This is a genomic window from Arthrobacter sp. NPDC057009, assembly GCF_042673905.1.
Lineage (GTDB): Bacteria > Actinomycetota > Actinomycetes > Actinomycetales > Micrococcaceae > Arthrobacter.
The window spans coordinates 84,160-105,611 of record NZ_JBHUSB010000017.1; the positions used below are offsets into that span (position 1 = coordinate 84,160).

Here is a 21,452-nt window from a genome sequence, read left to right on the forward strand (position 1 = left end):
GCCTGGCACCGGTGCAACAGGGCACGGATGTCTTCAGTGCTCGGGTCTTGCCACTTCATGGCCACCCAAGGGGCCCGGCAGAGGCCGGACAGACGCCGGAGCGCATCCCTTCGCCGGTTGCTACTGGCAAAGGGATGCGCTCCGGGGCTGCGGCTGCGGTTACACCGTGCCCATTATTTTGGCTGGCTCCTGCGTGGTGGACTGAGCTGCCGCCTCGACAGCCTCGACAGAGTCCGGCGAGGGATCTGTTGCGGCTGCCGCTGCGTGCTCGGCGAGGACGCCGGTCTGGTGCCTGATCTTCAGGCGGTACAGCAGGGCCCCGCCTGCGGTGACGGCGGCGACGAAGATGACTCCGCCCCACTGCAGGTACCACTCGAACGGCGGCACGGAGTTGTAGATTTCCTGGCGCGGCCAGATCAGGTTCACCGTCATGGCGCCGCCCCACAGGACCGCGAGGATGTTCACGGGCAGGCCCCACCGGCCGAGGCTGAACCCGGCCTTTCCGTGGGTTTCGTCGGACAGCGGCCATTTCTTCAGGAAGCGCCGCCGCAGCAGGGGCACGGTAACCAGCAGGTAGGACAGGTAGATGAGCACGATGCTGATGCTGGACAGGATCGTGAAGATCGCAGGCTGGGAGACGTTGACGATCAGCGGAACAATGGCGATGACTCCAATGGTGATGGCCGCCACGGTCGGCGTCTTACGCTCGGGATGGACTTTGCTGAGCTGCCGGCTGAAGGGCAGGTTGTTGTCCCGGGCCATGGCGAACATCATCCGGATAGCGGCGGCGTGGACTGCGAGGGTGCAGACGAACACGGCAACAACGATGCAGGCCAGGAAGGCCTTGCCAAACGGCCCGCCCAGGACCGACAGCACGATGTACTGCAGGCCGCCGTCTGCAGAGCCGAGCTTGGGGTCGCTAAGGTCCGGGGCCGCAAGGATGCCGAACAGCAGGATCAGGCCGCCGAGGATGAAGGACGCCGTGATTGCCCGCAGGATCGCCTTGGGAGCGGTCTTCTTCGGGTCCTTGGTCTCCTCACCGAGGGAACTGGCGGTGTCGAAGCCGTACATGACGTAGCCGGAAGCCATCGCGCCGATAAGGAAGACTCCGAAGAACCCGAGGTCGTGCCCCTCACCGAAGCCGGCCGTGTCGAAGAGGACCTCGGGGCCACGGACCACATGCCAGCCGAGGGCAAGGATCAGCAGCACGGCCGCGGCAAGCTCCACGAAGACGCCGATGCTGTTGATTTTGGTCATCAGCTTCACGCCGAAAGCATTGATGAGGGTGGAGATGGTGATCATGATGCTCGCCAGCAGGACGCCGTTGAGGGCGAAGTCGTAGGTGCCGGTGCCGTCGCCGATGATCTGGAAACCGGACCAGATCTGGGGCAGGGTGAGCTGCAGCGCCAGGGCGACGGCGCCGAGCGCCACCATGGAGGAGATCAGCAGCAGCCAGCCGGCCAGCCATGCGAACGTCCCTGACGAAAGTTGCTTGGCCCAGTTGTAGACCGAACCGGCCACCGGGTAGCGGCCTGCCAGTTCGGCGAAGCACAGCGCCACCATCAGCTGGCCGACGAAAACGATGGGCCAGGACCAGGCGTACGCCGGGCCGGCCATGGAGAAACCAAAGTAGAACAGTTGAAAAACACCGGTGAGGATGGAGATGTAGCTGACCCCGGCGGCGAAGCTGGCGAACTTGCCGATGCTCCGGTCCAGGGTCTGGGCATAGCCGAATTCGTCCATACCGCTTGAATCAGTACTCTTGCTGGGTTCCAACATCTGAACTCCTAAGTCAGAAAAGCACGTTGGTGATTACCCGCGGCCTCCATTGGACGCAGATTAAATCACACTGCTGAAATCGACGGCCGGGCACCGCGCTGCAGCGCCCGGCCGTCTTCCCCCAATTGCTGGTGACTAGCTGCTGAAAGTTATGGACACACGCCGCCGGACTCCATTGTGTGTGGCGTGGATCATACTGAGCAGGTTAGTCGATGCTGAACATGTGTTCAAGAGCTGTTATGAACACGTGTTCAGTGCTCGTTACGCCTGCTGCCGGCGCATGAAGCTCCCGGTCAGGCGAGGGCTGCGCTGAGCTCCGCCTCCGCCGCCGCTGATTCGCCGCTCCGGCTCGCGCGGATGAGGTCCGCGCAGCGTTCGCCGATCATCATGACGGTGATATTGGGGTTGACCGTGACGTGCTCCGGCATGACGGAGGCGTCGGCAACGCGCAGGCCGGTGACGCCCTTGACCTGCAGTTCGGCGTCGAGCGGCGACATGACGTCGTCGTCCGGCCCCATCCGCACGGTACCGACGGGGTGGTACACCGTGTTGTGCGTCTTGCGGATGTAGTCCTGCAGTTCCTCGTCGGTCTGCGCCTCGATGCCGGGGGAGAGTTCGCGGCCGGTCCATTCAGCCATGGCGGGCTGGGCGGCGATCTCCCGTGCCTTGCGGATGCCGGCGACCATGACGCGCATGTCGTGGCCCTCGGGATCGGTGAAGTACCGCGGGTCAACCATGGGCTTGTCGCGGAAGTCGCGGCTGCGCAGCCGGACGGTGCCGCGGGAACGCGCGTGCGTGACGTTGGGGGTGAGGCTGAAGCCGTTCTCCGTGGTGGGGTAGCCATGCCGCAGAGTGTTCATGTCGAACGGGACGGACCCGTAGTGCATCATCAGGTCGGGGCGGTCCAGGCCGTCCTCGGTGGGGGTGAAGATGCCGATCTCCCACCACTGCGTCGACGTCTCCACCATCGGCTGCCTGGCCTCGAACTGCACCACGCCTTCGGGGTGGTCCTGCAGGTGCTCGCCGACGCCGGGGGAGTCGACCAGGACCTCGATGCCATGCTCCGCCAGGTGCGCGGCCGGGCCGATGCCGGAGAGCATGAGCAGCTTGGGCGAATCGATGGCGCCGGTGGACAGGACAACTTCGCAGCGCGCGGAGAGCCGGTGGGTCCTGCCGAATGCCGAGTCCACAACATCGGCGCCGGTGCACCGCTTGTCTGCGTCGAACACCAGCTGCCGGGCGCGGAGGCCGGTCAGCAGAGTGAAGTTAGGGCGCTCCATGATCGGGTGGATGTACGAGACTGAGCTGGAGGAGCGGGTGCCATCCGCGCGTCGGTTGATTTGGAAAAAGTTGGCGCCGTTGATCACGGTGGTGCCGTCGTTGAACTTCGCGCGCGGAATGCCTGCCTGTTCACAGGCGTCCAGGAGTGCGACGCCGGCGGGGTCCAGCGGGGGCACGTTCATCAGGTGCACGGGGCCCGAGTCGCCGTGGTGTGGCGCGTCCGGCCCGGCGTCCTCATTGGTCTCCAGGCGCTGGTACAGCGGCCACGCGGCCTCAGCGTTCCAGCCGGTGGCGCCGTACTTGGATTCCCACTCATCCAGGTCCTCGCGCGGGGCCCAGAAGGCGATGCAGGAGTTGTGGCTCGAGCAGCCGCCCATGACTTTTGCGCGGGCGTGCCGCATGAAGGAGTTGCCGTTCTCCTGCGGTTCGATCGGGTAGTCCCAGTCGTAGCCGGATTCCAGCAGTTCCATCCAGCGGTCGAGCTGGAGGATCTCGGGCAGGTTGCGGTCGTCCGGGCCGGCTTCCACGAGGGCGACAGTAACGGCCGGATCCTCGCTTAGCCTCGCGGCGACTGCTGCGCCGGCGGATCCGCCGCCGATGACGATGTAGTCGAATTCCCGGTCGTTGAGGTTCTCGATGTTGTCGGTATGCATCTAGTTCTCCTTGCTGTGGTCAGCGAACCAGCCGGTCACCTGGGGGCTGGTGTTCTGGTAGATGTGCTTGGCTTCCTGGTACTCGGCCAAGCCGCTGGGGCCGAGTTCGCGGCCGACGCCGGACTGGCCGAAGCCGCCCCACTCGGCCTGGGGGAGGTAAGGGTGGTAGTCGTTGATCCAGACGGTGCCGTGCCGCAGCCGGCCTGCAACGCGCTGCGCCTTTCCGGCGTCCTGGGTCCAGACGGCGCCGGCCAGCCCGTAGATCGTGTCGTTGGCGGTGGCCACGGCCTCATCCTCGGTGCGGAACGTCTCAACCGTTACCACCGGCCCGAACGCTTCGTCCACGACGACGGACATTCCCTTGCGCACGCGGTCCAGGACGGTGGGCTGGTAGTAAAAACCGGCGTCGTACTTCTTTTCAGTGGGTGCGGCGCCGCCGCACCGCAGCCGCGCGCCCTCCTCCACGCCGCGCTGCACGTAGGCGTGGACCTTCTCGCGGTGGGCCGCGGAGATCAGCGGCCCGGTTTCGGCGCCCTCGTCGAACGGACCGCCAAGGCGGATGTCCTGCGCGCGGCGGACCAGCTCGCCAACAAAGCGTTCGGCGATCGATTCCTCAACCACCAGCCGCGCCCCGGCAGAGCAGACCTGCCCGGAATGGACGAACGCACCGTTCAGCGCATTGTCGACGGCGGCGTCGAAGTCGGCGTCGGCGAACACGACGTTGGGGTTCTTGCCGCCCAGTTCCAGCGCCACCTTTTTCACGGTCCCGGCAGCGGCAGCGGCGATGCGCTTGCCGGTCTCCAGCCCGCCGGTGAAAGAGACAAGGTCGACGGCGGGGTGCTCCGAGAGCGGTGCGCCCGCCTCCGCGCCGGGACCGGTCACCAGGTTGGCTACGCCGTCCGGCAGGCCCAGGTCCTGCAGCAGCTGCATGGTCAGGATGGCGGTGGACGGGGTCAGCTCGGATGGCTTGAGGACGAATGTGCAGCCGGCGGCCAGCGCCGGTGCGATCTTCCACGCTGCCTGGAGCAGCGGATAGTTCCACGGCGTAATCAGGCCGCAGACGCCCACCGGTTCGTAGGCGATCCTGCTGACGACGGCGGGATCCCCGGCGTCGACTATGCGGCCCGCCTGCTGGCCGGCGAGCCTTCCGAAATATTCGAAGCAGGCGGCGACGTCGTCCATGTCGATCCGGCTTTCGATGATCCGCTTTCCGGTGTCCAGCGACTCGGCGCGGGCGAACTTCTCGCGGCGTTCGCGCAGTTCCGCGGCGACCTTGAGCAGGAAGGCGCCGCGCTCCGGTGCCGGGACCGCGGCCCAGACACCGGAGTCGAAGGCCGCGCGGGCCGCAGCGATGGCGCGTTCGGCGTCTTCCCGCCCCGCCTCGGACACTGTGGCGACGAGTTCGCCGTCGGCCGGGTTGCGTATCTGGCGCACCGCGCGGGACCTGGCCGGCTCCCACGAGCCGTTGATGAACAGGGTGGATGCGGAATCGGTCATAGTGTCTCCTCTGGTAGTACGGCGACGGGCTTGCTGGTCGGGTTCCCGCTCGGCATTGGGCGGGACGCCTGCGACGGATGGAACGGCCACACTGCACCGGGCTGGTGTGGCGTAGGTCATAAATGCAGACTAGTAGAAGTTGAACAACTGTTCAAGGGTTCGCATGAACAAATGTTCAAGATTGCATTTAAGACTGCTGCGGCAGAGGGCTCCGAAGGGATTGGAACGGGCTGACACAGGGGTGGCCGCTGCCCCGGGCGGGGCGGGCTTAATGCGCCGGTGACGTACTGGCGGTGGTAAATGACCTACTCACTCGGCAGGGGCGAAGGCGATCTGCTCCGTGCGGGCGATACTTCTCTGGATGGCTGCGTTGTCTATGCCAAGGAGCGCAGTCAGCCACATGCCGTTTTGTATGACGACGATATCGTCTGCGCGCCGCCTGCATTCATCCCAGGGCAGCTCAGGCTTTGCGTTCCCAATCAGCGCCGCAAGCCCGTCGAGGTACCGGTCGAACGCGGCCGCGTTGATCTGCCCGAAATCCTCGTCGGCTTGCGCGAGCGCCCAAAGATGGAGGCGCAGCGACAGGTAGCGCGTGGTCAGGAGGTCGGCGGCGGCTACCCGTTTCAGGGCCTTGCGGAGCTGTTCGTCCGGGGGTGAGCTGGGGTCGGGCGCGACGAGCATGAGGTCGTGCTCGTCCATCCGGTGCAGCGCGGCGCGGATCAGGCTGGACTTGTCTTCGTAGTAGTAGTTCACCAGCCCCAGGGCGACGCCGGCCTCCCGCGCCACGGCGCGCATGTTGACACCGGAAATGCCGTGGCGCGACAGCAGGTCCAGCACGGCCTCAAGGATGCGCGATTGCCTGCCAAGCTGTTCGCCGGAGTTCACGGTGCTTGTATCCACCCCGCCAGACTATTGGGAAACCCGACCGAGTGCATCTCGCTGACCAGCGAAGTCACAGACCCGGGACGATTTCCCGTGCAGTCTGACGCGAAGAAGCCAGTTGTGCTTTAGTAAATCCATGGCCGCTCCCATTGAGGACTACGCACTGCTGTCGGATCTCCAATCCGGGCCCCTCATCTCCCGATCCGGCAGCATCGACTGGCTCTGCTTCCCGCGGTTCGACTCGCCGTCGTTGTTCAGTTCCCTGCTCGGGATAGAGAACCACGGCCGCTGGCTGCTGGCGCCGCGGCAATCCGAGGCGGAGGTGGTGGGGTGGCGCTACGTCGAGTCAACCTTTGTGCTGGAAACAGTCTGGAAGACGCCGACGGGGCAGGTCCAGGTAACGGACTTCATGCCGGTGGCGCACACGGGTTCGTCAATTCTGCGCCGGGTCACCGGACTCGAGGGGCGCGTCGAGATGTACCAGGAGCTCATTATCCGCCTGGGGTATGGCACGGTTGTGCCTTGGAGCAGGCGGATCCAGTATGGCGCCCCTCCGGGTGGAACAGTGCTTCTGGCCATGGCGGGACCGGACGCTGTTGCACTGCGTGGACCGCACTTGCCGGAGGCCCACGCGCACGGGCACTCAGGGGAATTTGCCGTGGAGCGGGGACAGGTTTTCGACTTTGAGCTGACGTGGTTCCCTTCGCACCGGCCCGTCCCTCCGGCGGTGGACATCGACGCCGCACTCGAACAGGCGATCGATTATTGGACGCGCTGGGGCAGCCACTGCCGTTCGGATGGTCCCTACGGAGGAGCGGTGAAGCGTTCACTGCTGGTGCTCAGGGCGCTGACCAACTATGAAACCGGTGGCATCGTTGCAGCGCCAACCACGTCTTTGCCGGAGGAATTCGGCGGCCCCCGGAACTGGGACTACCGGTTCTGCTGGCTGCGCGACGCGGCTTTGACCCTGGAATCCATGCTTACCCACGGCTACGAAACTGAGGCGCTGCAGTGGCGCAACTGGCTCCTCCGGGCCCTCGCCGGCGACCCCGAGGATCTGCAGATCATGTACGGCATCGGCGGGGAACGTGAGTTGCCGGAGCGCGTCCTCGACCATCTTCCCGGTTATCTGGACTCACGGCCCGTCCGCATCGGAAATGCTGCCGTGGCACAGTTCCAGGCCGACGTCGTGGGCGAAGTGATGGTGGCGCTGGAAAGACTCCGCATGGCAGGAGGCAAGGAGGACCACTTCTCCTGGACGCTTCAGCAGATCCTGCTCGGTTTTGTTGAAAAACACATCGAGGACAAGGACTTTGGACTCTGGGAGATGCGCGGGGACCCGCAGTTCTTCACCCACTCGCGGGTGATGATGTGGGCTGCCTTCGACTGCGGCATCCGAGCGGTCCGGAACCATGGCCTGGACGGACCCGCTGACCACTGGGAACAGCTGCGCGAGAGGCTGCGCGGGGAAATCATCCGTGAGGGATTCGACCAGAACCTTAATTCCTTCACGCAGACCTATGGCGGGCAGCAAACCGATGCGGCCTTGCTGGTCATGCCCCAGGTGGGGTTTCTTCCGTATAACGATGAGCGCATGCTGGGAACCGTTGCCCGGCTGGAGGAGGAACTCCTCACCGAAGACGGACTGTTGCTGCGGTACCGCACCGAGACCGGCGTTGACGGACTGGACCCCGGCGAACACCCCTTTCTCGCATGTTCCTTTTGGCTTGTTGAGCAGTATGCGCGCACCGGCCGCATGTCCGAGGCGAAGGACCTCATGGACAAACTCGTGGGCTTCGCCAATGAACTGGGGCTGCTCAGTGAGGAGTACGCCACGAAGGCGATGAGGATGGCGGGCAACTTCCCGCAGGCGTTCTCACATCTGGCACTCGTCCGGGCCGCCGACGCCATGCACGGAGTGGATCTGCTCAGCATGGCCGCTGAAGCGAAAGTCTGACGCTGGGTACCTTACCGACCCAAAAGGGTAGTTAAAACTGTCCCGAATGAGTGTTTTGCGCTGCCGGGAAAAACAGGACGATGGATGTCAGGCCCACCCTTTGGGGGAGGGAAGTGCATTCCAATAGCGGCGAGTAGCAGTAGAAAGGTACATCCAATGAGCAAAACCTTCCAGCCCACAGAACTCTTCAAGGGGAAACTGGACGAGGCCCCGCTCGGCCCTCCGCTGGCCGAGGTGCTTGGTGACGAGATTCCCACGCGCATTGGCATTCCCTTTACCAGCGAGGACTCCCGCATCCTCTCCGGAGTCTGGGAAGCGGAACCGGGCCTGTCGCGGTGGGAATTCCTGGAGCGCGGAGAGGTGATTCACGTCCTCGAGGGACGCATGGTGGTCACCGAAGACGGAGGCGAACCGGTCACCCTGGAAGCTGGCACTGCCGGCTTCTTCCCGATCGGCTGGCAGGGAACCTGGGACATCCAGGAGCGGATCCGCAAGTTCTTCGTCATCTTCAACGCCTGACCGTGCCTGGTCAGGCACTGCGCACGCCGCGGGTCTGACTAGGTTGCACGTGGTGAGTTTCCCGCCACGGCAGCGGGGACCGGATTTTCGGTATTTTCTGGGGGTATACCGAAAAGTTCGGCCCCCGCTGACATCCACCAGCGCCCCGTGGTTGTCAGCCCCGCGAGGCCGCCAGGCGCGGCTTCTTCGACCGAGTGTGGACGGGCTGGGGGCGGGTGACGGCCAGGATCACGCCGATGCCGGCCAGCGATGAGACCATCGCAGAGCCACCGTAGGAGATGAACGGCAGGGGCACGCCAATGACGGGGAGCAGGCTGTGGTGACCATGGCGATGTTCACCACAGCCTGGCCGGTGATCCAGGTGATCACGCTCGAGGAGACGATGCGGGCGAACGTGTCCTCGGTTCGCGCAATAACCTTGAAAACAGCGACTGCCAGGACCGTGAACAGCCCCAGCACCATGAGCGTTCCGGCCAGGCCGAGTTCTTCACCGAGGATCGTGAAGATGAAGTCGTTGTGGGCCTCGGGGATCCAGTTCCATTTCTGCCGGCTCTGCCCCAGCCCCACTCCGAACCAGCCGCCCGAAGCCAGGGCGTACTGGCCGTGCAGCGCTTGGTAGCCCACTCCCTGGGAATCGTCCGCCGAGCTAGCGCCGAGCCACGACGAAATGCGGGACACCCGGTTACCGCTGGTGGCTGCCAGGATCAGGGCTCCCACTGCGGCAAGAATGCCGGCGACGCCGAAAACCTTCATCCGCACACCGCCGTAGAACATGACGGCGGCAAGGATCATCATGATGATCATGCTGGTGCCAAGGTCATGGCCAAGCACCACAAACCCGATGATGATCAAGCCGCCGGGCACGAGCAGCGGGACCACAGCGTGCTTCGACTCGTGCAGCAAACCCTGCTTGCGGGACAGGACGGCCGCCGCCCAAACAATGAGGGCGAGCTTGGCGAACTCGGACGGCTGGACCGTGAACCCGCCAAAGCTTAGCCAGTTCCGGTTGCCGTTCACCGTCATGCCCAGGGGCGTGAACACCAGGCCGAGGGCTACGACGGCGGCCCCCAGGAGCGGCCAGGCAAGCCACCGGATGTGCCGCGTCCTGAGGCGGGCCAGGCCAAACATGATGCCCACCCCGGCTGCCGTCCACATCGCCTGCTTCAGCGGGAGGTCGTACGGATTCTTTCCGGCCGCCACTGACTCCACCGACGAGGCCGAAGCAACCTCGATCAGGCCGAGCGCTGCAAGAACCAGCACGACCGCCAGGATGACCGGCCGGGTACGGTCCCCGGACTCATCTCCCAGCCAGCGCCCGATGCGAAGCAGGACATCGTCGCGCCGCACCGCGCCGCCCAGAGGAAGCTTTGCGGTCATTTGCTCATCACTGTTTCCTTCCCTCGGGTCAGCCCTGCTCCGGGCCGTTCCGGGAAGGAGAAACCCACCGGGGAAGAATCATACGTGCTGCCTGGCGGGATTTGATGCTTTGCCGGCTGAGGGGGTCATCCCCAATAGAGATGCCGGAGCCGCGGCTGCCTGACCGGGGGAGTGGAGCAGAACTGCTGAAGATCGGCCACCAGCCGGAAGTACCGCTCGGACTCGAGGGCCGTCAGCGCCGTATCGTATGCCGCTTCATACGCGCGCTCATTGGATTGCGGCTGTCCGCGGACAGGGGCGGAGTGGCTGAGCGGACCCAGGGCTTCGGTGAGCCACGTCAGCTCCAGGCGGAGCTGGTCCACCGCACTCCTGTCGAACAGCCTGCGGTCACCGAGGACTGACCAGACCCGGCCCGCGGCGGCGCTCATGGCGCTCGAGGCGTTCTGTTCGCCGGAGCGCACGCTGGGGTCGTAACACAGCAGCGCCGCCACCTGGTCGATCAGGAACGGTGGCGCGGGCGAATCGGCTTGGTGGGTGGCTTTCTCCAGAGCTTTCAGCATTTTCTTGTCCCGACTGTCCCGATGCCCGGGCCTGGGGAAGGCCCGGATGACTTCATCGCCTTCGACACCTCCATGGTGACTGGGGCACCTGAGACAGCCATGAGAACCCTGTGAGGGTCTTCTCATGCGCAGGTACGATCGCTGCGAGGAGGAGAGAGCAATGACAGAACGTATGGGCAGGGTCGTCTGTGACATCACGGTCACGGCCGACGGGTACTCTGCCGGGCTCAACCAGACTGAGCAGCGCCCGTTCGGCGATGACGGCGGCGACGGCACCGGTGACGCGCTGCACGCCTGGATGTTCAAGACGCCCGACGAGAACCGGGCCGAGATCGAGAAAATTGTTGCCGCCAAAGCTTTCATCATGGGGCGCAACATGTTTGGTCCTATGCGCGGCCAATGGGACCGTCAGTGGAACGGCTGGTGGGGCGACGATCCGCCGTTCCACGCGCCGGTCTTCGTGCTGACGCACCACGCGCGCGAGCCACAGCCGATGGCTGGCGGCACCACGTTCTACTTCGTCACCGACGGCATCGAGGCGGCACTGGCCCAGGCACGCGCAGCGGCCGGTGACGGTGATGTCGCAATCAGCGGTGGCGCCGCCACCATCAACCAGTACCTCGCCGCCGGGCTGATCGACGAGCTGCGCGTGCATATAGCGCCGCTCACGTTCGGCGCAGGCACGCGGCTGTTCGACGGCGTCCCGCCGCTGAAACTCGAGCAGATCAGCTCACGGGCAGCGAGCCTGGTCACGCACGTGACCTACCGCGTGTTGTCCTGAACCGGCCGCGGCCGGCGAACTGAATGCATACAGGTCAGCTCAGGTATGCGTCGGACACGGACAATGCCTCGTCCAGGATTGCCAGCCCCGCTGCCGCATCTGAGTCAGTCACGTTGAGGGGCGGAGCGACATTGACGCGGTTGCCCTGGACCAGCGGCAACAGCCCCCTGTCCAGGCACGCCCTGGCGACTGCGGCCACCGGCGCGTTATCGGCGCCCTTGGCCCCGGCGGGCACCAGCGGCTCCTTCGTCAGCCGGTTGCGGACCAGTTCCAGGCACCAGAGGCCGCCGATGCCCCGCACATCCCCGACGGACTCGTGCTTTCCTGCGAGCTTCCTGAGTCCTGGCTCAAGGACATCGGTGCCGAGGCGGGCAGCAGCCGCCGCGGTGCCTTCCTCGTGCATTGCATTGATGGCGCCAACGGCTGCTGCGCAGGCGAGAGGGTGGCCGCTGTAGGTCAGGCCCGCCGGATAGGGGCGTTTGGTGAACATTTCGTAAATCGGGTCGCTGATCAGCACGCCGCCGAGCGGAACGTACCCGGAGTTAACGCCCTTGGCGAAAGCCATCAGGTCGGGTGACACACCATCGTGGTCCACGCCGAACCAGGCACCCGTGCGGCAGAAGCCGACCATCACCTCATCGGCGATGTAGACGATGCCGTGGCGGCTGCACAACTCGCGGACTCCTCGCAGGTAGCCGGGTGGCGGCACGATGACCCCCGAACTCCCGACGACGGATTCCAGGACCAGGCCGGCGATCGTCGACGGGCCCTCCAGGAGGATCACCTGCTCGAGATGGGCCAGCGCCCGCTCGGACTCTTCCTCGGCGGTTGCAGAGCCGAAGGCAGAGCGGTACAGGAATGGACCAAAGAAGTGGACGGCGCCTGCCGTTCCCGTGTCCGAGGCCCAGCGGCGCGGATCGCCCGTCAGGTGGATCGAGGTGGTCGTTGATCCGTGATAGGAGCGGTAGGCGGCGAGCACCTTGTGCCGTCCCGTATACAGACGTGCCATCCGCACCGCATGCTCGATGGCCTCGGTCCCGCCGGTGGTGAACAGCACGTGCCCGAGGTGCTCCGGCGCGACCTCCACAATCAGGCGGGCTGCTTCGCCCCGCACATCGGACGCATGGCCGGGTGCGAGTGTGCACAGGCGGTCAGCCTGCTCCTTGATCGCAGCGACAATACGCGGATGCTGGTGGCCGAGGTTGGTGAACACCAGCTGCGAGCTGAAGTCCAGGTAGCGCCGCCCGTCGACGTCGACGACGTGGCTCCCTGAGCCGCCGATCAACGTCGGCACATCGCGCGGCCCCTGCACGGTCCAGGGGTGGAAGACCAGATCGTCGGGATTCATGACATCCTCCGTTGCTTGAGTGCCGGACGGTTCACTCCACGGCTTCACCTTGGCACCTTCCGGCGGCAGATTCCAGAGCGCTTTCCGCAGGGCCGGGCACGATGTGCGGGCCCTTGAACCGGCCGTCGCCGCACGGATAGCATTGCGCGCACCGCCGTCGAAGGCGCAGTGTCCCGGCGGCCACCAGCGTCGATCAGAACGAGGAGACGGTCATGACTAAAACAACTTCCGGGAATTCAGCTGACCTGATGGTGGACCTCATCATCTCCCTGGACGGGTACGCCTCGGCGGAAGGGTGGCCCGGCTGGTGGGGCCTGGAAGGGCCCGAATACCTGGCCTGGCTCGAACAGGAAGGGCAGAAGGGCTACACGTTCCTCCTCGGGGCGAACACCTACCGGCTGATGTCCAGCATGTCAGGGGAAGCCGCGGCCGGGGACTCGGGGTTCTCCAAGGATGAGGGAGCCGCCCTGACCGGACTCGATGCCGTTCCGAAGGTGGTCTTCTCGTCCACCCTGCAGGCACCCCTCACCTGGCCGAACTCGGAACTGGTCACCGGGGACGCCGTCGAAGCCGTGAGGGAGATGAAGCGGACCGGTACCCGGCCCTTGAGCACCCTGGGCAGCCTCAGCCTTTGCCGGTCACTGCTGACCGCCGGCCTCGTGGACCGGTTCCGGCTGGTCGTCTTCCCGGTGATCACCGGCCGCACGGGCCGGGAACGGATCTATGACGGCTATCCCGACGTCTCTCTCGACATGGTGGACAGCCGGACCTTCGATGGCCGGCTCCAGCTGCTCGAGTACATCCCCACCGTGCTCAACGGCCCGCCGGGCGCAGGTCCCGGCCAAATCGATCGGCAGTAATCCCTGCCACCTGTCCCGCCTGCAGGTTTGGGATACGTTTGGCCGCTCGCCTACGATGTTTACCGTTATGGCGCCTTTCACAAGTACCTCCAAGCGGTCCGCGGTGCCTGCACCCGGCCCGGTTTTCCTTGACACTTCGGGGCGGAGACTGCGCCATGCGCGCGCTGCCGGACTCGTGGCTCTCGCTCTCGTGGCCGGATATGTCGTTCTTTTCTTCGTGGCCTTTTTCGGCGGCCCCGACATCGTGGCGCCGTATCTTCCAAAGCCTCCGGCGGCGGCGCCTCACGCCGAGAAGCCCGCACCAACTGATCCGCCGGCCTCCACCCAGCCCCCTGCGGAAGGCGCCGCCAAGCCCGGCAACGTCCCCGGTGCAGGGGCAATTCCGGCCGAACCAGCGGTACCGGGCAATCCCCCAGTGCCTGCAGAACCAGCGGCTGCGGTAGCGCCTGCAACTCCCGCCGCACCCGGCTCCAGTGCCCAGACCCCCACAACGGCCGGCAACACAGTCCAGGGCAACGCCGCCGCGGCGCCGGCACCCGCGGCTCAGGGCCAGGGCCAACAGACTTCGACCGAGCCCGGGAAATCCGACGCAGCTCCGGGGCAGACAGCCCGTCCGACTCCGCCCGCGCACCCGTGAGCCGGCACCGTCAATTAAGGGACGCCGCCGCGGTACGCGCGCACTGGCTGGTTCTTTCCGCCGTTCTCTTCGCCATTTCATTCGCTTTGGTGGTGCAGGGGTATATGCATCACCTCGGCGGCATCGGTGATGACTCCGTTCCGGTGTCCGGTTCAGCTGCCGGAGTGCCCGCCTCCGTTTCCAACGGGGGACCGGTCATAGACGCCCGCGGCGGGAACGTCCGTACCGTGGCTCCGCAGGACCGCACGCTGGCGCTGACGTTCGACGACGGCCCGGACCCGGTTTGGACCCCGCAGATCCTCGATGTCCTGAAGAAGCACAAGGTGCAGGCCACATTCTTCATGGTCGGTTCGGCAGCGGTCGAGAACCCGGACCTTGCCCGGCGCATTGTCGATGAGGGCCACGAGATCGGGGTCCATACCCTCACGCACGCTGACCTTGGCCGTTCACCGGACTGGCGCCGCCAACTGGAACTGCAGGGGGCCCAGCAGGTGATCATGGGCGTGACCGGGCAGGCAGCGTCTCTGCTGCGCCCCCCGTTCAGTTCCGGAAACACCGCCGTCAATGACTCGACCTGGTCCTCTATCCGTGCTGCTGCTGACGAGGGATATCTCACCGTCCTGAGCACGAAGGACAGTCAGGACTGGAAGCAGCCAGGGGCTGCGTCCATTGAGCGGAACCTTGCCCTCTCGGGAAACCGGGGCCAGGTGCTGCTCATGCACGACAGCGGCGGCGATCGCAGCCAGACTGTCACGGCACTGGATTCATTTCTCTCCCGGATGGACGCGCAGGGCTACCGGGTGACCACGGTCGGCAAAGCCATTGGCGTGTCCAGCACCCGGGAGGCCACACCCGTCGAACAAGCCAGCGGAACTGCCTTCGTCTGGGGCATCCGGCTCAGTGATTGGCTGGTGACCGCAATTTCGTGGGCGCTGGTGGCAAGCGGGGTTGTGACCTTCATCCGGGCCGTCCTCGTCATGGGCGCCGCAGTGCGGCACCGGCGCCAGGCACGGGGCAAGCAGGCGGCCAGCCGCGCCCCTGGTGGCACGGCAATCACGGAGCCCGTGACGGTCATCGTCCCGGCCTACAACGAAGCGGCAGGGATCGGGGCCGCCGTGCGGTCCATCGCCGCCTCGACCCATCCCGTGGAGATCATTGTCGTGGACGATGGCTCTACGGACGGCACCGCGGACATCGTTGAGGCCCTTGGACTCCCAGGCGTGACGCTCATCCGCAAGGAGAACGGAGGCAAGCCGTCGGCGCTTAACGCCGGACTGAAGGCCGCTACCCACGACCTCGTTGTCATGGTGGACGGCGATACTGTTTTTGAGCCCGACACCGTCCGGGCGCTCATTCAGCCGTTTGCCGATCCCAGGGTGGGCGCAATCTCGGGGAACACGAAAGTGGCCAACCGCGGCGGGATTCTCGGGGCATGGCAGCACATTGAATATGTGGTGGGCTTCAACCTAGACCGCCGCCTCTTCGACGTCGCCGAATGCATGCCTACCGTGCCGGGGGCCATCGGCGGCTTCCGCCGCGACGCGCTGCTCCGCGTCGGTGGCGTAAGCGATGACACCCTCGCCGAGGATACGGACCTGACCATGGCGCTCTGCCGCGACGGCTGGCGCGTCGTGTACCAGGACGACGCCCGGGCCTGGACCGAGGCTCCGGCGACGCTCGGCGCACTGTGGAAGCAGCGGTACCGCTGGTGCTACGGGACACTGCAGGCCATGTGGAAGCACCGCGGCGCGATCGTGCAGGGAGGACAGGCCGGGAAGCTCGGGCGCCGGGGACTTGGCTACCTGCTCGTGCTCCAGGTGCTTCTTCCGCTGTTCGCGCCGGTCGTGGACGTCTTCGCCCTCTACGGGCTGATCTTCCTCGACCCGGTGCGCATCGCCCTCCTGTGGCTGGTTTTCCTGGTGGTTCAGGTGCTGATGGCCGCCTACGCGTTCCGGCTCGACAAGGAACGCCTGGGCCCGCTGTGGACGCTCCCGCTCCAGCAGTTCGTCTACCGCCAGCTGATGTACCTTGTGGTCATCCAGTCGGTCGTCACAGCACTGGCAGGCGTGCACCTCCGCTGGCACCGCATGGAACGGTACGGGAGCCTCCGCGTCCCGCCGGCGGCCCGGAACAGCTGAGCGCGGCACCCCGCCACTACTGTGGAGCCCCTTCGGCGAACGAATTTTTCGACCCTTGACGGCCTGACCCGGGCTTGGCATCGTGGATTTTGGATGGAGGAGGCGACCAAAATGCAAGAGAAAAGCTGGTCGGTGAACATCGCCCTCGACGAACATGATGGCCAGACGCGGGCCACCGCGCGGCTGCAGGCCGGAGGCCGGCCCGCACTGGAAGGCGTCGGGATGGCCAGGCTGAATCCGGCAGATTCCGACGTCCCCGAGATTGGGGACGAACTGGCGACCGCCCGCGCGCTGGCTGACCTGGCGCATCAGCTGATCGAGGTCACTGCGGGCGACATAGAGAAGGCCACCCAGGCACCGGCGCACCTGCGTGCCTAGCCCCCGCCAGCGGCTGGGGGCAGGTTGGCGGCACAGCACCGCTACGGCTGGAGGCAGGACTTTTTTGTGCCCGGCGCGGGACGGCTTACTCGCGCTCCAAGTCAGCCCGCCCAGCCGCGGACCAGCCGGCCGGTTCCCGTTAGCCCGGCCCGTTCGCCACGCTGACGGTGCGGGGTGCCTGGAAGGACAGGAACCGGATCCAGTCCGGCTCACGGTCCTGCAGTTGGACGGTGGGCAGCGCCGTTGCGACCTCTTGGAGCATGACGGCGGCCTCCAGTTCGGAGAGCTTTGCGCCGAGGCAGCGGTGGATGCCCGAACCGAAGACGAGGCCGGTTGATGCGCCGCGCGCAGAGTCCCGGAGCGGCGGCGTATCAGGTCCCGCGCCCGCGGTGATCCGGTTGCCGGACAGCTCAAGGAGTATCTCGGTTCCGGCCGGGATGAGGTGACCGCCGAGTCGCGCATCGTGCGCCGCGACGCGCCGCCAGGTGGGAACGGACGATTCAGTGGCGAGCACATGCCGCACCGCTGCCCGGGCGCCCTCATCCGTGCCGGCTTCCTTCCAGCCCACCGGCCCGGTTCGCTCCAGCAGCCTGAACATGATACTGCTGATCAGTTGCGTGGTGGTCTCCTGTCCGGCGATCAGCAGGAAGTAGCCAAGCGAACACATCTCTGTCCTGGACAGGCCATGGGCGGACAATGATTTGAACAGATTGCGCCCGGGCGCCGCCATGGACTCGCCGACTAGCCGGCGCAGCCATACGTAGAACTCAGCCGCGCTCCGGGCCAGCTCCAGCTGCCGGTCCGCGTCGGGCCAGCCCCAGAACAGCTCCATGGAGTCCAACCCCCACCGCTTGAGGTCCTCAAGGTCCCGCACGGGCAGCCCGAGGAGTTCAAGCATCACGACGGCGGGCGGAAACGCCGCCACCGTCTGCACCAGGTCCGTCCGGCCGGACTCAGCGAGCTGCTCCCCGGCTTTCGCCGCAGCCTCCCGGGCCAGTTCCCGGATGCGGGGTTCTGTGGCGGCGACGGTGGCAGGAGTGAAGAAGCCCGCCACCACCTTGCGGATGCCGCCGTGCGTGCCGGTGTCGTTGCTGGCCAGTACCGGAGGCAACGCAAAGCCCACGCGCTGCAGCACGCGTAACGCCGGCCCCTCCAGCGGCGTCACCGCCACCAGCGCGTTGGCCGGGCTGAAGTCGGCAGGCCGGTGCAGGACATCCCGGACAGACTCCGGATCACGGACCACGAGGTACGGGCACGCGGACGCGTCGGGAGCTTCAGCCCCGGCCATTGGCGCCAGAGCTCCGCCGGGCAGCGGCATCATGCCGGCACTCCGTTGAGCCAGGCTACTGCGCCTGCACCGAAATCAGCGGGTGACAGCGCGGCGGCCTGCTCCGGAAGGGCACCAAGCAGCGGAACCCGCAGGGAACCGAGGGCCCGCCGGTTGCTGTGGTGGACGGCGCCGGGGCTGAGGGGCCAGCTTCCCAGTACGACGCCGAGCACGTCCAGTCCGCGGGTGGACAGCGCCTCGAGCGTGAGGGCCGTGTGGTTCAACGTGCCGAGGCCGGGCCGGGCGACAATCACAAAGACTGCGCGCAGCAGCGATCCGAGGTCCGCCAGCGTGCCGCCGTCGGAGTCCAGCTCCACAAGGAGACCGCCGGCGCCCTCCACCAGGACGTGGTCATGCCTTGCCGCGAGATCACGGATCCGCTCTGCATGCGCAGTCACCGCGGGCAGCCGTGTCCCGTCGATGGCGGCAGCCGCGACTGGCGCCATTGGCTCCTGGAGCACGACCCCGGCCTCAGCGGTTATGGCGCCGGCGAGCCGGACAACCTCCGCGGCGTCGGAGTCGCCGTCGGCGGCGCCCGACTGGCATGGCTTGTAAACCGCCACGCTGCGGCCCATGCCGCTGAGGACGGCGGCGAGTGCCGCCGTCGTGATGGTTTTTCCGACGCCGGTGTCCGTTCCGGTGACCAGAACGACGGGGGACAGGCTCATTGAAGTTCCTCCAGGATGCCGCGCAGCACTGCGCAGCTGTCTTCGATTTCTTCGGACGTGAGGGTGGCACGGGCGGTGAGCCGCAGCCGCGGGATCCCGTCCGGAACCGACGGCGGCCGGAAGCAGCCCACCCGGACGCCCTGCCTGCGCGCCGACTCGGCGGCGGCCAGGGCAGCTTCCGCGGAGGGCATCGGAAGCGACTGCACCGCGCCGGCGGTCCGGTCAGGGGTGGCGCCGAGCCTCGCAAGGGCCGGGGCAAGCCCGGCGGCCAGCGCCGCCGCGTTGCCCCGGACGGAGCCCGCCCGCCACGGTTCATCCCTGATGATCCGCACCGCCGCGAGGGCTGCCGCGCCGGCGGCCGGTGCCAGGCCTGTGTCGAAGATGAAACTGCGGGCCCTGTTGAGGAGGTGCTCGCGCAGCAACGGTGACCCCAGGACGGCACCGCCCTGGCTGCCGAGCGCCTTGGACAGCGTGGCGGTCACGATCACATTCGGATGCCCGGCAAGGGCGGTTCCGGCCACCGAGCCCCGGCCCTGGAAGACGCCGCTGCCGGTGACGCCGAGGCTGTGGGCCTCGTCGATGAGGAGCATGGCGTCATGCTGCCCGGCCAGGGCGAGCAGGCCGGCGAGGGGTGCCTCGTCGCCGAGGACGCTGTAGACGGATTCGACGGCGATCAGCGCCCGCGGTTCGCTACGGCCGGCGAGCAGGCGGCCGGCTTCCTCGACGCTGTTGTGGGTGAACGATTCGGTGCGGGACCGGCTGAGCCGGAAGCCGTCGATCATCGAGGCGTGGCAGTGTTCGTCCGCCACGATCAGGGTCCCGGGGCCGCCCAGTGCCGTGATCACGCCGATGTTGGCCAGATAGCCGGAGGAGAAGACCAGCGCCGTCTCCATCCCCGCCAGCGCGGCCAGCTCCTGCTCGAGGTCCAGGTGCAGCTGCGTGGTTCCGGCGACCAGGCGCGAGGAGGTGGCCCCCGCGCCCCACTGTGAAGCCGCCTCAGCCGCTGCCCCGGCAACCCGCGGGTCCGTTGCAAGGCCCAGATAGTCATTGCTGGCCAGGTCGATGAACTGTTCATGCGCGGCGCGCGCGAGCGGGCGGCGGACCTGGCCGCGGCGTTCCCTGACGGCGGCCTGGCGCTCAAGCCACTGGGTCATCGAGGCGCTCATGAGCTGCTTCCGGAGCGGGCCGGAACCCGTTCGTGGACCTGCGTTTCGTGGACCCGCATTTTGAGGACCCGGGCTTCATGAACCTCGGCCACCGCCGCCACCATCCCGGCGGTGACTTGTGCAATATCGGCCCGGGTGCTGATGTACGGCGGCATCGTGTAGACGAGGTTCCGGAACGGGCGTACCCAGACGCCGTGCCGGATGGCTGCGGCGGTGACAGCGGTGACGTCGACGGCGTCGTGCAGCTCGATGACCCCGACGGCGCCGAGGGTGCGGACATCCCGCACAGCTTCCAATTCCAGGGCGGGAGCGAGCCCGGACGCCAGCCCGGCGCCGATCCGGGCCACATCGTCCCGCCACCGGCCGGCCTCAAGAATGCCGAGGCTGGCATTGGCCAGGGCACACGCCAGCGGATTGCCCATGAACGTGGGGCCATGCAGGAGGGCACCGGCCTGGCCGCCGGACACGGCTGCGGCCACCTCAGCCGTGCAGAGCATGGCGGCGAGGGTCAGGTACCCGCCGGTCAGGGCCTTGCCCACGCACATGATGTCAGGCACGACGCCGGCATGATCGGCCGCGAACAGCTCGCCGGTGCGGCCAAAGCCCGTCGCGATCTCATCGAATATGAGCAGCAGCCCGTGCCGGTCCGCCACTTCGCGGAGCAGGGCCAGGCATTCGGCCGGGTAGGCGTGCATGCCGCCCGCGCCCTGCAGCACTGGTTCGACGACGATCGCGGCCAGTTCCGCGGAGTGCTTGGCCGCGAGGTCCGCCACGCCCGCTGCCCACGCCTGTACCGTTTCCGGTGTTGCCGACGCCGCCGCCGGCGGGCGCGGCGCAAAGACGTTGCCGGCCAGCAGTCCCGGGAAGGCCGAATGCATGCCGTCCACGGGATCGCAGACCCCCATGGCTGCAAAGGTGTCGCCGTGGTACCCGCCGCGGAGGCTGAGGAACCGCTGCCGCCGCGGCCGCCCGCCCGCGGTCTGGTACTGCACCGCCAGCTTGAGCGCCACCTCGACGGAGACCGAGCCCGAGTCCGCCAGGAAGACCCGCTCCAACCCTGGCCGGCCGGGGGCGGCAGGGGCCATGGCCGCCAGCCTCTCGGCCAGTTCCACGGCCGGGGCATGGGTGAGGCCACCGAACATCACGTGGCTGAACTTCGCCAGCTGCGCGGCGGCAGCGGCGTCCAGGGCCGGGTGGCGGTAACCGTGGATCACCGACCACCACGAGGACATTGCGTCGATCACCTCATGGCGGCTGCCGTCTTCACCCCGGAGCCGCAGCCGCACGCCGTCGGCCGCCTCCACCTCCCACAGCGGAAGGTCCGGGGACGCCGGAGCGTAGGGGTGCCACAACCGTGCACGGTCCCGCCGGATGAGGTCCCTCTCCTGCCTCACGGGACCAGCACCCCGTGGCGGGAACATTCGGCGGACCAGCCCAGCGGCGTGATCTGGACCTTCATCCGGCGCCTGCAGCCGGTGCAGTAGCGGGGTGGTTCCATGGCGAGCCGTTCGCCGCACTTGAAGTGGGCGTGCCCCCGCGGCCCCCCCCCCGCCGCCCGCACCCCCCAGTGGCCCCCCAAAAACGGGCCGGCGGAACCCGGGGGCCCCCCCGCCCGGGTGCCGGGGCCGGGGGCCCCCCCCCCCG

At 67.0% G+C, this 21,452-nt stretch carries 18 protein-coding genes; 6 read left to right on the forward strand and 12 right to left on the reverse strand.

What is annotated here, in order from left to right:
* Positions 1 to 159: 159 nt before the first annotated feature.
* The 4 genes from ACFTR6_RS16895 to ACFTR6_RS16910 form a co-directional block, all read right to left on the reverse strand.
* Entirely contained in the window at positions 160 to 1,779 is a 1,620-nt protein-coding gene (locus tag ACFTR6_RS16895) for an APC family permease (RefSeq protein WP_377958716.1), read from the reverse strand.
* 293 nt (positions 1,780 to 2,072) lie between these two features.
* Positions 2,073 to 3,713, reverse strand: a complete 1,641-nt coding sequence (locus tag ACFTR6_RS16900) for a GMC family oxidoreductase (RefSeq protein WP_377958717.1) — start codon at positions 3,711 to 3,713, stop codon at positions 2,073 to 2,075.
* Positions 3,714 to 5,210: an aldehyde dehydrogenase family protein gene (locus ACFTR6_RS16905; RefSeq protein ID WP_377958719.1), complete on the reverse strand. Its 1,497-nt coding sequence runs from the start codon at positions 5,208 to 5,210 to the stop codon at positions 3,714 to 3,716. It abuts the gene before it with no gap.
* A 309-nt stretch (positions 5,211 to 5,519) separates the two neighbouring features.
* Positions 5,520 to 6,110 (reverse strand): TetR/AcrR family transcriptional regulator, encoded by a 591-nt coding sequence (locus ACFTR6_RS16910; protein ID WP_377958720.1) that lies wholly within the window; start codon positions 6,108 to 6,110, stop codon positions 5,520 to 5,522.
* 118 nt (positions 6,111 to 6,228) lie between these two features.
* Here ACFTR6_RS16910 and ACFTR6_RS16915 point away from each other — a divergent pair, with 118 nt between their 5' ends.
* Positions 6,229 to 8,049, forward strand: a complete 1,821-nt coding sequence (locus ACFTR6_RS16915) for a glycoside hydrolase family 15 protein (protein WP_377958721.1) — start codon at positions 6,229 to 6,231, stop codon at positions 8,047 to 8,049.
* Positions 8,050 to 8,205: 156 nt separating this feature from the next.
* Positions 8,206 to 8,568 carry a cupin domain-containing protein gene (locus ACFTR6_RS16920; protein WP_087872470.1) on the forward strand — a complete coding sequence of 121 codons (363 nt, stop codon included), beginning with the start codon at positions 8,206 to 8,208 and terminating at the stop codon, positions 8,566 to 8,568.
* A 154-nt stretch (positions 8,569 to 8,722) separates the two neighbouring features.
* Here the strand turns inward: ACFTR6_RS16920 and ACFTR6_RS16925 are convergent, their stop codons facing one another.
* From ACFTR6_RS16925 to ACFTR6_RS16935, 3 genes are all read right to left on the reverse strand, one after another.
* On the reverse strand, positions 8,723 to 8,863 hold the full coding sequence (locus ACFTR6_RS16925) for a hypothetical protein (RefSeq protein WP_377958722.1): 141 nt from the start codon (positions 8,861 to 8,863) through the stop codon (positions 8,723 to 8,725).
* The gene (locus ACFTR6_RS16930; RefSeq protein WP_377958723.1) at positions 8,797 to 9,945 is read right to left on the reverse strand and encodes an FtsW/RodA/SpoVE family cell cycle protein; all 1,149 of its coding nucleotides are present in this window, start codon (positions 9,943 to 9,945) and stop codon (positions 8,797 to 8,799) included. Before ACFTR6_RS16930 ends, ACFTR6_RS16925 begins: the two co-directional genes overlap by 67 nt.
* Positions 9,946 to 10,070: 125 nt before the next feature.
* On the reverse strand, positions 10,071 to 10,505 hold the full coding sequence (locus tag ACFTR6_RS16935; RefSeq protein ID WP_076803321.1) for a CHAD domain-containing protein: 435 nt from the start codon (positions 10,503 to 10,505) through the stop codon (positions 10,071 to 10,073).
* Positions 10,506 to 10,665: 160 nt separating this feature from the next.
* On the opposite strand from ACFTR6_RS16935, the gene ACFTR6_RS16940 reads away from it, so the two are divergent.
* Positions 10,666 to 11,286 (forward strand): dihydrofolate reductase family protein, encoded by a 621-nt coding sequence (locus ACFTR6_RS16940; RefSeq protein ID WP_377958724.1) that lies wholly within the window; start codon positions 10,666 to 10,668, stop codon positions 11,284 to 11,286.
* A gap of 34 nt (positions 11,287 to 11,320) precedes the next feature.
* Here the strand turns inward: ACFTR6_RS16940 and ACFTR6_RS16945 are convergent, their stop codons facing one another.
* Positions 11,321 to 12,634 (reverse strand): aspartate aminotransferase family protein, encoded by a 1,314-nt coding sequence (locus ACFTR6_RS16945; protein ID WP_377958725.1) that lies wholly within the window; start codon positions 12,632 to 12,634, stop codon positions 11,321 to 11,323.
* A 212-nt stretch (positions 12,635 to 12,846) separates the two neighbouring features.
* Between ACFTR6_RS16945 and ACFTR6_RS16950 the strand changes: the two genes are divergently transcribed.
* The 3 genes from ACFTR6_RS16950 (at position 12,847) to ACFTR6_RS16960 (ending at position 16,647) form a co-directional block, all read left to right on the forward strand.
* On the forward strand, positions 12,847 to 13,494 hold the full coding sequence (locus ACFTR6_RS16950; RefSeq protein WP_377958726.1) for a dihydrofolate reductase family protein: 648 nt from the start codon (positions 12,847 to 12,849) through the stop codon (positions 13,492 to 13,494).
* A 633-nt stretch (positions 13,495 to 14,127) separates the two neighbouring features.
* Positions 14,128 to 16,269 (forward strand): bifunctional polysaccharide deacetylase/glycosyltransferase family 2 protein, encoded by a 2,142-nt coding sequence (locus ACFTR6_RS16955; RefSeq protein ID WP_377958727.1) that lies wholly within the window; start codon positions 14,128 to 14,130, stop codon positions 16,267 to 16,269.
* Between the two features lie 111 nt (positions 16,270 to 16,380).
* A complete protein-coding gene (locus ACFTR6_RS16960; protein ID WP_076803895.1) occupies positions 16,381 to 16,647 on the forward strand; it encodes a DUF1876 domain-containing protein in 267 nt (88 codons plus the stop codon).
* A 139-nt stretch (positions 16,648 to 16,786) separates the two neighbouring features.
* Here ACFTR6_RS16960 and ACFTR6_RS16965 read toward each other — a convergent pair whose 3' ends face one another.
* From ACFTR6_RS16965 to ACFTR6_RS16980, 4 genes are read right to left on the reverse strand one after another with little or no spacing between them, the layout of a single operon-like run.
* Positions 16,787 to 17,968, reverse strand: a complete 1,182-nt coding sequence (locus ACFTR6_RS16965; protein WP_377958728.1) for a cytochrome P450 — start codon at positions 17,966 to 17,968, stop codon at positions 16,787 to 16,789.
* Positions 17,965 to 18,642 carry a dethiobiotin synthase gene (gene bioD / locus ACFTR6_RS16970; protein WP_377958729.1) on the reverse strand — a complete coding sequence of 226 codons (678 nt, stop codon included), beginning with the start codon at positions 18,640 to 18,642 and terminating at the stop codon, positions 17,965 to 17,967. Before bioD ends, ACFTR6_RS16965 begins: the two co-directional genes overlap by 4 nt.
* Positions 18,639 to 19,796, reverse strand: a complete 1,158-nt coding sequence (locus ACFTR6_RS16975) for an 8-amino-7-oxononanoate synthase (RefSeq protein ID WP_377958738.1) — start codon at positions 19,794 to 19,796, stop codon at positions 18,639 to 18,641. Before ACFTR6_RS16975 ends, bioD begins: the two co-directional genes overlap by 4 nt.
* An 8-nt stretch (positions 19,797 to 19,804) precedes the next feature.
* Positions 19,805 to 21,229, reverse strand: a complete 1,425-nt coding sequence (locus ACFTR6_RS16980) for an adenosylmethionine--8-amino-7-oxononanoate transaminase (protein ID WP_377958730.1) — start codon at positions 21,227 to 21,229, stop codon at positions 19,805 to 19,807.
* Positions 21,230 to 21,452: the final 223 nt, after the last annotated feature.